The organism is Kocuria himachalensis, from assembly GCF_054784195.1.
Genome location: NZ_BAAGPL010000042.1, coordinates 1 through 12637, shown reverse-complemented (window position 1 = coordinate 12637; position 12637 = coordinate 1). Strand labels below are relative to the sequence as shown.

Sequence of the window (12637 nt, the reverse complement as noted above, 5' to 3'; positions counted from 1 at the left end):
TTCACGCTCTGCGCCAACTCAGCACCTTTTCATTGATTCCCTCATGGCTTGCACCGTCAATATATACACGGCTGAATTACTCTAGCCAAACTCACTTTCCATGGGCGAGCTGAAAATTTACCTAGCGCTCTCCCCTCCCGGGGGATTACGAAGCAGGAGTCATCGGGATCCTCCGCGAGGGCGTGTCTGACCATATCTCGAACCTCTACGTAGGAACCGCGGCGCTACGTGAGTAGGACGACGGATTCTGGAGTTGTCAAACTTTGCTACCCCGCCTACGTCGCTGAGTTTCCTATTGGCTGTATCTGTCAAGTATTTCTCGTAGATTCGCGCTCGATTATCAGCGTTATGCATCCGAGAATTTACGGCAAGAGTAAGTAGTCCCAGGAAAGTCACGGCCAAGACCAACACGGGTACCAGCGGCTCGATTACACCCTTGCCCGCGCTGACGACCAGGGCCGAAAGACCGATAAGCAGGGCCACTCCAGAGATGTTGCCCGCGCTTCCTCCCCGCGCCAGTACCTCTGTCAGTACGAACAGCTTGCCGCCCTCGCTCAACTCCCGAAAGGCCTGCACATCCTCGGGTGTGACGTGCCCCCACCGCGTATGCCGCTTCATCAGCTCTCGGCGGCGGCGGCGCTCAGCCGCGGTACTCAAAGGAACGCTGGCTGCTGAAAAGCGCTTCGACGGAGGTCGCCTGGGCGATCCCCTCCCGCACATGCGGGTCCTTGAGCTCAAGCACCCGCAGTGTCCCGTCAATCTTGGCGATGGAATCGATCCTGGCGTAGTGGTCCCCATATTGCTCGGCATAAGCTGCCAAGCCTCGCAGTTTGGGCAGTGCATCTGCGTAGTGGTGACCGTGGGGATCTACGATCGATGCCACAACCTGGCCCTTCGATGCGCGATCGAACACGATAAAGTCCGGACGCACGAGCGCCTGCTGGCCACCATCGGTGTAGACGGCAGCCAATGATTCGGGCTTGGCCAGCCCGGGGTTGCGGTACCAGCAGATCAAGCTTTCTCGCCGCAGCTCCAGGTCCAGGACATCGGGCTCCCAGGAGCTCTTGAAGTCCTCGGGGTAATCACCTTCCGCAGGCATCAGCAGATGCTTTCTATACGTGGATATCTTTTTGCGTGTGGTCGTGTCGTCGCCCGTCTGTTCATAGGACGGCACCAGCCAACGCTCCGGTTTCGCCAAGGACACAGCTTGGGCTGTCCGTGCTTGCTGTTTGATCTTGCGGTACTCCTCCTGCCGTGACGGCGATTGTCCAGCGATCGCCACACGGTGGTGGGTGAACCACTCATCGGCCAAGTCCTCGGCACGCCTGTTGAAGGTTTCGACTACGGCCGGCACCCGCGACATTGCCGCAATCTGGGCCTGTGCCTCGATCAGCGCCTCAACCTCATCGGCTTCCTCATCATTGGCCACCTCTTGAGCGGCTAAATAGGACGCATAGCTCATCGACACGGCTTTACCGAATACGCGACAGGCGCGGCGAAATGCCTCCTCGATCACCGCCTCATCGGCTTCGGCGGTGTATGCGCCTGTTGACCGGGCACCGGTGGCTCGATCTACGAATAGTTGGTTGCCCTCGACGGTCTTCACCTCGCGGAGGGCCTCTTCAACGGCTGTGCGGTGTGTGGCCGCAGCTCCATCTAATGCATGGTGCATCAGTTCGTGTGCTCGGGTTCCAGCGCCGGGCATGATTTCGTCGGCGGCCAGTTCGTGAGCCAGCGAAGTCAGGCGTTTCACGGGATTGGTCACTGTCTTCGGCAGTGCCATTGACGGCAGGGACGTAAAGACATCCCACACCTCTTGTTCGATGTGCTGAGAAGTTACCTCAACCGGGTCGATTAGTGCTCGCCGGCCGGGCACCGGGGGCATGTTCTCGTCGCCGTAGGTCAAAGCGTCCGCGACTTCCCGGGTGGTGGTGGGGGCGAAGTGCGGCAGGAAGCAGTAGACACTGGAGAGCAGGTCGTTGCCGGGGATACGGCGGGCCAGCGGGGTGCGGGCCATCCGCCCGAGCAGCTGGGTGATGTGGGTCCGGTCCGAGGCCGGCCGGAAGGAGAGCATGACCTCAGCGCGCGGACAGTCCCAGCCGGTGGAGATCGCGTCCTTGGCGATCAACACCTGACACCAGTCATGGTCTTGCACTTCTTCGGGGCTGAGGTAGGGGATCTCGTGGGAGCCGAAACGCTGGGTGGTGTGCTCGCCGAGTACATGGGCGACATTGGTTTCCGCCAAGGCTGGCCACTGCTGGAAGATCGTGTCCAAGGCCTGCCCCACATCATCGGGGTCAGGGGTATTCGGCAGCTGAAGGATCATCAGCGGTTTGACAGTCTGCCCGTCGCTGTCGGTGCGGGCGTACTCGGCCCAGGCCTCGGTCATCTCCCGCAATCGGTCCACGGCCCGGCGTAGCAGCACCTGATCGAAAGCCCCGGACTCGGCGGGGGAGTCGAGGACATAGGTGTCCTTGAGCAGACCGGAGGCCTGTACATCGACCGGGCTGACCTTCACCCGGTCAACAACCAGCCGTTCATCCCACGTCTCCAGCGTCTCGTGCAGGCGTTGCGGAGTAGCGGTGATGCCCAGGATGATCGGCACCGGCCGAATTCTCGGCACGGTGTTCGGCTGACCATTGATGATGCGTTGCACGATCGACTCGTGAGCTCGCGCGGCGGACTTGGACTGGCCCATCCCTTGGTGGGCCTCGTCGACGAACATGTAAAGCGTGCGATCGGGGTCCTCGATCGTGTTCCGGATCGTGTCCCAGATCGTGTACTCACGCCCGTCAGGCATGCTCTCCAGGGGAAGAGCGGCCTGCCTCTCTTCGAACCCGCGTACCAGCAGGGAGGTGCGAGAGAACTTCTGATGGTTGAGGAAGTAGACCTTGCCCGGATCAAAGGTGCGCTGGTTGAACGTGGTGGGTACCACCACCAGGTCACTGAACGGGATCATGTCCGTGGCCTCCAGCAGGCGGAAGCGTGACTGCTCATTCAAGGCCGGGTCGGAAGAGAACCACAGCACTGTGGCCTTGGGGTCGGCCTCGAAGTCCACATCCTCGTCGCCGGTGAACAGCGCCTCCAGCAGCGCAGAGGCGATCACAGTTTTGCCGGCACCCATCGTGGCGGTCAGCGTCACCGCCTGCGGGCGACCAGAGGCCTCGTAGTACATCCGCGCGTCGCGGAGGGCGCCCAGGAGCTCGGAGACGGCCTGGTCCTGGTAATCCTTCAACGTAAACCGCACAGCTCAGCCTCCGTTCCTGATCTGGAAGTTCCGCAGATACGACTCATAGAGCCGCACCGCCTCCACGTGCTCAGGAAGGCGCCGAGCCACGGCCTGGAAGCGCCGCTCGTCGTCGGTGACGATGTAAATCATTCCAATGCCACTGGCGGCCTCTACTGCCTCAACAAACGCCGTAGAGGCATCCAGATCGACCAATACCCCGTACGCTTCCGCCAGGGCCCAGCCGTCCTCGGGTTCGGTCTCGATGCACGCCCCTCGAGCGCCGGCGCGCAACCACAGCAACGGCGCAATCCGGCCGAACGCCTTGTGATGCGCTACTTCCGTTCGAGTTTCATAGGTGAGCTCGAAGAATTCGACGTTCTCCTCGAATCCTTCAGAAATGGGGAATTCATCCACGAACTTGTAGTCGCCCTTGACCAAGTCGCCATCCGGCGTCCTGCCCGTGATTGCGGCCTCAAGCCGCGGCTTGGTGATGTAGTCGCAAATGCCCCGCTGTTCCCACCCCGGGTCACCAGGTCGCAGGCCAGCCTTGCGAAGGGCTTTCTGCTCGTCAGCGCCCACCTCATTGTTCGTCACAGAGATGCACTGACGGCGTCCGTCATCCTGCTTGTTTAAACGCATGACAGCATGGGCCGTGGTGCCTGACCCGGAGAAGAAGTCGAGGATCACGGCATCAGGCTTCTCCTTGACGAAAAATCGCAGAGCATCCTCCACGGCATATAGAGACTTGGGGTAAGGGAAACGACGGTCCGGCATCATGACACGAAGGAGGCCAGATCCGCCAGGCCCTCCCGCTTCGTGCGATGCGATTCTCCATTGAGTCCCGGGGACAAAGACTGGAACGTAGCCGCCCTCATCGACAATGATGGACCCATCCGTCTTTTTCCCCAGGATTGGAAACAGCCCCTGCTCCACCTTCCCTTGCTCGCCCCGTTTCAGATAGGACACCGTAGTCCTGTCCTCCCGCCAGGAGCCTAATTTGGCATATCCCGCCTCAAATAGTTCCTTGAGGGCAGGAGCGCCGATCTGCCAGCGCCCCTCAGTTCCATCTGAGCGTATTGGCCACACAGCAACGCAGCCTGCAGGAGTCTTGACAGCCTCTCGATCGGTCCCCACATAGGCATCCCCAGCGGAGTCAAACACTGGGCCGTCCGCGGTGTTGCGCAGAAAGATGGGATAAAACTGACTTGGGCGATCAATTCTTCGGGCATGGGTGCCAGACCGCAGAAGTTCTGCCCATCTCAATCTTTCGGCACGCGAATCGCGAACCACCTTCCATTCGCTCCCAAGGGCCTGGGCGCGAGGCCCTGAATTCCCGAACATTACAAAATATAAATACTCATCTGTTCGCCCAAACGCCATGGACCGAGTCGCACCCTTGGGATTAATGATGCTTGACACCATCTGAATCCGCGCCTCGGGGAATGTTTGTTCCAGCAGAAGCCCCAGCCGTAAATACTCCTTTTCGTCAACGGTGACGATCAGGACGGAGTCATTTGGGTTGAGTAGATCCTTTGCGGCAAGAAGCCTGCGTTCTATGAACGCCAACCATTTTGAGTGTCGGTAGAGGTCGTCGCCTTCGACGTAATCGTTGTTATACTTCCAGTCTTTGGCGCCAGTGTTGTACGGCGGGTCGATGTAAATGGCATCGATTTTTCCCTTGTGGGTATATGTAAGGGTCTTCAGGGCGTGATAGTTCTCGCCGTTTACGACTGTGTGGAACGGCTTGTCATCACCGCGCTGCACCTTCCCCGTGGAGGCCAAACCGGGGTAAATAAAGTCTCGAAAGATGGAGACCACCATAAGGTCGTCGACGTTTACGACTCGAATCTCCGACTTATCTGCATCATGCTCGATCAGATGTGCCGCCCGGCCGCCGTCGACGCGCTCAATGCGCTGGACGGTCCAGAGTGTATTGTCGCCAGCGTCGAGACAACCCCGCGGCGGCAGGATGCGGACCTTTTCTCCCCTGCGCACCTGGCGCCCAGAGATCTCTGTGCTCTCCGGGTGGTGTCGCTCAAAGTTCAAGCCGAAGGAACGTCGCGAGGACAGCGCCTTGTACTCCCGCTCCAGATCGGCGGCGAGTTGCGGATCCTTCCGCTCCACTTGGCGCAGTAGGTCGGTCAGCTTGGACATAAGGTAACGACTCCATTTGACGGGGGAACCAACCCCGTCACCGGGGCTGGGGATAACCGTGACGCGCCGGATGAATCCACGGCTATTTCGCCTACACCTGCCGTTGCCAACATACCGGGGGACAAGGCAGGGGCCTGCATTGGGGAGTGTGGACTTGGGGTACACCTCAGCGCGACGCGTCGGTTGCTGGCTTCAGCGTGATTAGAAGCGCCAGCCTTGAGCACGAACGAATTCAATAAAGTTTACCGTTTCAACCCCAACTTTATCTGCAACATTTGGGACTTTTTGATTTCGACTTGAAACGTTCGGCCCCGCACGCCGCTCTTCAGTAACAACAATGCGGCCGGTTAAACTCGCATGAGCAATCAAGAACGGGTCTGCCGCATTTTGCTTTTGTTGCACCCATTCGGGGTGAGCGTTTGAGATGGACGTAGCTAAGGCCACTTCATCACTTTGCGTAGGGCAAACCATTCCGGTTACTTCTTTGGCCCATTTATAAAGGCTGTCACCACCAAGATAAGTCTCCTCGTGCATCTCTTCACAAATACATACGCTTTGTTGTTCGACAGCATTTTCTAAAGCTTGCCATGCACTGGGGAACACATCTTTTGGGTAGCGTTGTTCCAAGCCAATCAAAATGTTTGTATCTAGTGTGTATTCGTTCACCTCCCGCCCCTCCGATGAAATTCTTCCTGCATTTTCAGAATAGTTGGAACTCGTGCGTTCAGCATGTAGGCAGCGTCGATATAATTTACTTGGTCAGATTCAAGTGCATGAAAAACAGTGGACAAGTAGGTCGGGCCTAAATCACGATATCGCAGTTGCCAAGTAGGAACGAACCCTTCCTTTTTGCGCTGTTGCTGTCTGGCGTGCTCCCATTGCGAGTCGCTAGACCGGCGAATTTCTTGTAGTTCTTCGTCGTTTATATAACCAAGCGTTTTGAGTCTCACTCCTGCAGCAAGAATGCTTACTTTGAATCGGGCCGCTAATGCTTCTACTCGTCCGTCAAGGGGTTCATTCCGCAGTAGTTCTTGCACGGCGTTGGAAGGCATTAGAAAGTTTGCAGCAAACGCGTTGCATAGAGCTTCTGCATCAATGTTTTGCTTAAGTGCGCATAGGCCACTTGTGCCATTTGCAAGATGTGCAATCTCATGAAATAAAGTAAAAATTCTCCCATTAGGAGAATCGGCACCGTTAATTAGAATTATGGGTGTATTTTCGTGATGAAGAGAGAGTCCTCGATATGTATTCAAGGAAATGCCTGTGGTTTGAAACACTAGGTAACCACGTTCTTCTATCAAGCTTCGCCAGAAGTTAAAAATTGCACCCCGCTGAGATTCAGCTGGTCGAAACGTGGAAGTTAACCCAAGTTCCGCGCGGAACTCCTGAGCCCGTAGCTCAACCGTGTTCCAATTAATCGCCCCCACGGTCAGGCGATCCGCTGGCACTCCAGCTAAGTTAATTAAGGCATCCCTGTGGGCTTCGGCCCGGCGAATTTCAGTCAAAAGATTCGCAGGTAACTCGCCCTCTGTGTTGCCTCGAAAATCGATGGTATCCGGGATGTCAGGAGTTGCTGGAGGGGGAGCTAAGAAAAAGGCGGGGGACCGGTCCAGTTTCTTTGCGATTTTTCTTAGCTGTGGGAGGGTGGGCTGAACTTCCTCGTTTTCAAAGCGGGAAACCTGTTCGCCTGTAACGCCAGCAGTGCGTCCAAGATCATCGACATCCACCCCGAGTACTTCTCTTGCCCACGCTAGAGTCTCACCCACGATGGGCACGCGAACACTCACGACATCCCCCTCCGGTGCTTGTACTCGAAAAATTGATTGATCACAACCCTAGCCCGTCGAGGCTTGGTTGCCGAAGACGACACAGTTCTCTTTGGGAGTGGGCACCTGACCTCCAGTTAGTCGTCGCATGTCCACGACGCATTGTCTCGGAAGGTTAGGGTTGCGAGACGTCTCGTCCGAGAAATTTGCCTCCGCATGTTTCCGCGGTTTGGTTTGTCTCGCAGCTATGTACTTTATCCATGCCCCTAGAATTAGATACTCAACGTTGGTTGCGAGACAGAGGGGGTGGACGTGGGGAAGTTGATCGGGTATGCCCGTGTGTCGATGCGGCAGCAGGATGCAGACCGGCAAGTGTCTGACCTGCTCGCCGCCGGTGTGAGGCGCGATGACCTCTATCTGGACCATGGAGTGTCTGGCGGGCGTGCTTCGCGTCCGCAGTTCGATAAGGCAGTGGCCGCACTGGAGTCAGGCGACACGTTAGTTATCACCACGCTGGACCGGTTGGGACGATCGACGCAGAACATGCTCGCCTTCGCCGAGGCGCTACGGGGCAGAGACGCCGGGCTGCGCATGCTGAACCTGGGTGGGGGAGACGTGGACACCCACACCCCGATGGGTTCGATGGTCTTCACCGTCATGGCCGCGCTGGCTCAGATGGAACTCGAGATCAAGCGAGAACGCATCACCGGCTCGGTGGCTAAGCGGCGGGCCGCCGGTAAAGACCTGGGCGGGCGCCGCCAGACCTTCACCGACTCCCAAATCCGCAACGCCCTGCGCCTGATCGACGGTGGGGAGCCGGCCACCCAGGTCGCTCGGGACCTCGGGATGTCGAGGGCCACCCTCTACCGGCGGATCCGGGAGCTGCCACTAACAACGACCGCCTGAGGTTGCTTGAGCTGCCGGAGCCCAAGATGCATATGTCGTACCTCAGCGGGCTTTTCAGCGGGCGGGGTATACGGGCATCAACCCCACCAGGTTTCCCGTGCCAGCACCATCACTGGCATTCGGAGCGGCAGGGGTCTCTCTAGCGTGCGACACGCCGCTGCGCTTGGAATACGCGCTCGGGCCGTTCATGGAGCCTGCGACTCCTATTCCAACCGAGGGCTTCCTCCGTGCCAATGACCTGTCGAGCACTGGGTAACACTGGGAGCATGACCAAGATGAGCGCCGTAGAAGCGCGGAACTTCTGGAAGGCGTTGGTGGACAACGCATCCTCGCTGATTGCCGACGCCCAAGTCCTTCTCGGCACTCAGTCCTACGGGCGCGCGAGATCACTCACCGTTTTGGCGCAGGAAGAGCTGGGCAAGGCGCTGTGGATCTATGGCACCTTCGAAAGCGCATGGAGCGAGGGTGATGACACACCCCGAGTGGTGACTGCGCTCCAGGAGCACGGGCGCAGTCACACGAAAAAGTACCTGGAAGCTGTCGTGTTTGGTGATGAGCTTGCATTTTTCTGGGGTGACTACAGCGCAATGGAGAGCGATGTGGGAGAGGACGAACCCTGGGAGGCTGCTTGGTCCCGAAGACAGAAGCAGGCTGAAGCAGCCGCGGTCGAAGCCAACCGTTCGAAGCAGCGCGGTTTCTACGTGGACTGGGACGGCAATGGGGCAGTGCTGTCGCCTACGGATGTCGAAGCTGGCACCATCGCTGAGGACCTTCAGACCGCAGCCCAGGTCGTCGAAATGCTACTCATCCGCGACCACAGCCGAATGAAGTTGGATGCGGTCACTCCGTACGACAGCACCCATGAACAGCAGATCCGCCTGCTGCCCGTTTCTCATCCGGAAAAATGGGCTGCAGTCTCCGCCGATGCCGAAAATGCACGGCCCCTCGGTCAGTCGGATGCAGATCAGGAGCAGGAGCGCGACGCCTGAGCCGGGCAGGATTCAGCAGTGTTGTCGTTGAGCGCCTGCATTGATCCACCCTTTTGCCCGGTCGCCGGGAGACAATGAGATTGGCGACTCCAGCGCCCGATACGTCTCCCAATGGGCGCGTGGCTCCAAAGCCCAACTAGAAAGTAGACCTGACCATGACAGATAAAAGCAACGAACCCTCACAGGAAAAAACTCACTACCTCAGCGAAAGCAAAGGGTACGTCACGATGAACGTCGAGCAGTACCAGTTCGTTCAGACCAACGATGGTCAGGATCAACCCCAGCAAGATGACGTCCCCCCGCGGTTCTTCTGAGTTAAAAGAGTGACCCCTTCTAGCCTGGCGACCCTGCTCGCGTTTCTCTTTCTGGTCGCACCCGGACTCTTTGCAGATCTCTTGGAGGGGAGGCGCCGCGCCGGCGCCAAGGAGTCGGCCTTTCGAGAGGTCGGTCGCGTGGCGCTGTTCTCCCTCGTCTGCTCGGCAGGCGGTGCGCTCATCGTTGGGCTTGTCCTTGCATGGTTGCAGGGCTGGACCGGCTTCAATCCCTTCCGGGCCGTCAAGGATCCCGGCTACGCCCACATGCACTTCTGGTGGTCTGTCGCCTCAGTCGCGACTACTTCCGCAATCGGCTGTGGTATAGCTGCGGCGATCCAGAGGCGGCGACTCGGACCCCTGGGGCGGTCAGTGCTGAAGATCTCGGCGTGGACGGAGGTATTTGAGATCCCAACACGATCTAAGGCTGTTCCCCAGCATGAGGATAAAATCGCTGGACACATTAAGGGTCGTATGGGGAATGAGGTAAAAAAGAAACCTCGGAGTAGCCGTATCGTGCAAGTCGAACTACTGACCGGGGAGCAATACGTCGGTGTACTGGCTGGATTCACGCCGAATCTCGAGCAGGCGGATCGGGAATTGACCCTTGCACAACCGCTATGGGTCCAACGCCCTAATGCAGACCGGCCAACCCGTGTTCCAGAGGAGTGGGAGCACCTTGTGCTGCGTGGAGACCAGTTAAAGGCAGTCACATCACAGAAGCATATGGCGAAAACAACTCTGGACTGATGCCCATAGCTTCAGTCTGTGCAAGATGTAGGCCACACGGTACTGCTGAAGCTTCGATTGGCCGATGGGCCTATGGGGTGCGGTTGGGGTTCGTCAGCCGGTGCTCTCGGCAGCGTGCAGAGCGCGCAGGTAGGCCCAGGAGCGGCGGGCGCGGAAGGCAGCCATCACGGTCAGCACAGCTACCGGCGTGAGAGCAGCCCACAGATCCGGAAGGATTAACACGCTGAAGACGATGGCCACGAGGAGGGCCGCGGATCCGATCAATCCTTCGATGCTGACGCAGGCGGCAACTCCGACGGCGGTGCGCACCTGGGGGCAGGCAGGCAGCTCGCCGGATCTCGCAGCGGTCGCGGTAGCCGAGGCCCACTGCGCCTGACCGATGCGCTGGTCGACTCGAGGAAGCGGAGGACTCATGTAGCGCTGGATGATCGCCGACAGCCCGAAGATGGCCACCAGGATCAACAACCACCCCCACCACGGGCCCCCGTCACTGGAGGTATCCACCAGCCACCATGTGGCCAGCGGGAGGCTGATCGCCATGACGGCGGCCGCTGGCAGAGCACGCACTATCACCCGAGCGGCGGTCGGGACGGGGACCGCATCGGTGCGCGGAGCGGGCTGATCCATACTTCGAAGCTACCGCCCGGTTCGTGCGCAAACCACGACGCATATGTGGGGAATGGCTAAGTCAACGGGCGATCGGAGCACTAAGGCGCTTAGTGACCCACTGACCACTTCGTTGCAGTAGCGGCTCCGTCGTGGGCCCGCGAGGGCATTCCGTCTCGCATTCCAATCGCGTGTGCAAATATGGGTCCATGCCTGACGCGTAGCGAGCACAGGACAACCACCTCTGTTCTTGGCTGAGCATGATCGGTATGTCAGGACCGGTTCATCGATGAGGCGGCGTTCTGCACTTGCTTAGACAAGGGGGATTCGATGGGAACAGACAACTGGGGATCGGTCTTTATCGGAGTGCTCGCTCTGATCATGGGAACCATCGCGATCATGAACCGCGATCGCCTCGCCTCTGGCATCGCAGAGGGACAGCGGACCATGTTCGGACGGGCGGGAGAGAAGATTGCCCGTCAGTCCAAGCCCTCCGGCGCGTTGATCGCCGGTATTGGCGGTGTGCTCATCGGTGTAACAGCCATCGTCCTGGGTGTCGCGATGCCCCCGGAAGCATTCTGAGCCCGTCACCTGCCGATTCGTATCCGAGAAAGGACAGCCAACCATGTGGTGGCCGGCCATCATCATCGGAAGTGCCCTGTTCCTCACCGGGGTGACCTTCGTCTTCCGTCGGCACGCTCTGGCCCAGTCCTACGCTGCCCGACGCACACCCCTGCCCCGTGATCACCCCCAGTACCGGGCGGAACCTGCCCTTGGTCCCGGGGTGTTTTTCTTGGCCGGTATGGTCGGCATCCTCGGCGGACTCGCTGGCCTCTGGGCAGGCATTTTCTAAGAACGGTTCCGCAGACCATGCCGGCGCGCTACTTCTGCGCCTGGCACCGGACTGTCGCAGCTCCGACCGACTCTTGGCACGTTTCGCGCAGCACGCTAGGGGTTCGGCATCTGGTTGCGGCCCTACGATGACCCCGTGCTCCATGACTTCTCTTTGCGACCATTGCTGGCAGCGGACAGCGCCTTGCTGGCAACGGCCACGCTCGAAAACCTCAATTGGTGCCGGGAGCGGTTCACAGCGACCGATCTGAGCACGCGGCCGGAGTTCTCCCACTACACGGTCGTTGACCCCCAGCGTGGCGACTTCGGTTGGGTAGCAGAAGCCGGGAAGGACGCCGTCGGTGTTGTCTGGGCCCAATACCTGCCCCCGGATAATCCCGGTTACGGCTTCCTCGCCGAGGACACCCCGGAAGTGAGCCTCTGGGTGCGAGACGACTGGCGTGGCCAGGGAGTGGGCCGGGCGCTCCTGCGCCTGGTGCAGGACGACGCGCGAGCTCGAGGGGTGCCCCGGCTCAGCCTGTCGGTGGAGGCCGGCAACTACGCCAAGAAGCTCTATGCGGCTGAGGGTTTCGTGGATGTCCCCGGACGTGCAGCCGATGGCGTCATGGCCTGGAACCCATAACTGTCACCGGGCCAGGACCATGCAGACGGCATCCCCGGGGGAAGGCTAGGCCGATGCGGTCGGAGTCGGTGTCCGCAGGACCGGGGCCACAGCAATACCGGCCTGCCGCACGAGCCGGCGGAGATCGCCTCTGGGCGGACAACCCTGCCCGGGAAGCGCCTTGTGAGCAGGGCGGGGCGTCCCCCGGCGGAAGTGGGGACAGGATGAAAGTCGATCTTGTTCTTACTGGTCGGTACGGTTGGGGTATCGCGCACGGTACTCAGTCGGGGGGCTGAGCCACCCAGCGTGGACCGTGTCGGAGTGCTCAGCCGGGGGGGGCTGACCCGTTCCAGACCGGTCGGATAGCCGCCGTCCTGGCGGCAGAAGAGCTGGGGCCTTGGGCTCCGTCGTCGGGGGGCGACGCTTCTGCCGCCGGGTCGGCGGCCCCTCACGGCACCCATGACCTTCCCTCC

10 protein-coding genes are annotated in these 12637 nt (G+C 59.6%); 5 read left to right on the top strand and 5 right to left on the bottom strand.

The window, feature by feature from the left end; translation table 11 throughout:
• Window positions 1-640 precede the first annotated feature (640 nt).
• From ACYVM4_RS18285 to ACYVM4_RS18270, 4 genes are all read right to left on the bottom strand, one after another.
• Entirely contained in the window at window positions 641-3247 is a 2607-nt protein-coding gene (locus tag ACYVM4_RS18285) for a DEAD/DEAH box helicase (RefSeq protein WP_460669464.1), read from the bottom strand.
• A 3-nt stretch (window positions 3248-3250) separates the two neighbouring features.
• Window positions 3251-5383, bottom strand: a complete 2133-nt coding sequence (locus ACYVM4_RS18280) for a site-specific DNA-methyltransferase (protein WP_460669463.1) — start codon at window positions 5381-5383, stop codon at window positions 3251-3253.
• Between the two features lie 201 nt (window positions 5384-5584).
• Complete coding sequence (locus tag ACYVM4_RS18275) at window positions 5585-6049, bottom strand: DUF4411 family protein (protein WP_460669462.1); 465 nt, start codon at window positions 6047-6049, stop codon at window positions 5585-5587.
• Window positions 6046-7170: a helix-turn-helix domain-containing protein gene (locus tag ACYVM4_RS18270; protein WP_460669461.1), complete on the bottom strand. Its 1125-nt coding sequence runs from the start codon at window positions 7168-7170 to the stop codon at window positions 6046-6048. Before ACYVM4_RS18270 ends, ACYVM4_RS18275 begins: the two co-directional genes overlap by 4 nt.
• Before the next feature lie 291 nt (window positions 7171-7461).
• Here ACYVM4_RS18270 and ACYVM4_RS18265 point away from each other — a divergent pair, with 291 nt between their 5' ends.
• From ACYVM4_RS18265 to ACYVM4_RS18255, 3 genes are all read left to right on the top strand, one after another.
• Complete coding sequence (locus ACYVM4_RS18265) at window positions 7462-8055, top strand: recombinase family protein (protein ID WP_460669460.1); 594 nt, start codon at window positions 7462-7464, stop codon at window positions 8053-8055.
• 266 nt (window positions 8056-8321) lie between these two features.
• Entirely contained in the window at window positions 8322-9044 is a 723-nt protein-coding gene (locus ACYVM4_RS18260; protein WP_460669459.1) for an AbiV family abortive infection protein, read from the top strand.
• A gap of 323 nt (window positions 9045-9367) precedes the next feature.
• Complete coding sequence (locus tag ACYVM4_RS18255) at window positions 9368-10105, top strand: DUF6338 family protein (RefSeq protein WP_460669458.1); 738 nt, start codon at window positions 9368-9370, stop codon at window positions 10103-10105.
• Between the two features lie 93 nt (window positions 10106-10198).
• On the opposite strand, the gene ACYVM4_RS18250 is transcribed toward ACYVM4_RS18255, so the two are convergent.
• On the bottom strand, window positions 10199-10732 hold the full coding sequence (locus ACYVM4_RS18250; RefSeq protein WP_460669457.1) for a hypothetical protein: 534 nt from the start codon (window positions 10730-10732) through the stop codon (window positions 10199-10201).
• Between the two features lie 309 nt (window positions 10733-11041).
• Between ACYVM4_RS18250 and ACYVM4_RS18245 the strand changes: the two genes are divergently transcribed.
• Both ACYVM4_RS18245 and ACYVM4_RS18240 read left to right on the top strand, forming a co-directional pair.
• Window positions 11042-11293 (top strand): hypothetical protein, encoded by a 252-nt coding sequence (locus ACYVM4_RS18245; RefSeq protein WP_460669456.1) that lies wholly within the window; start codon window positions 11042-11044, stop codon window positions 11291-11293.
• Between the two features lie 406 nt (window positions 11294-11699).
• Window positions 11700-12185 carry a GNAT family N-acetyltransferase gene (locus tag ACYVM4_RS18240; protein ID WP_460669455.1) on the top strand — a complete coding sequence of 162 codons (486 nt, stop codon included), beginning with the start codon at window positions 11700-11702 and terminating at the stop codon, window positions 12183-12185.
• Window positions 12186-12637 lie beyond the last annotated feature (452 nt).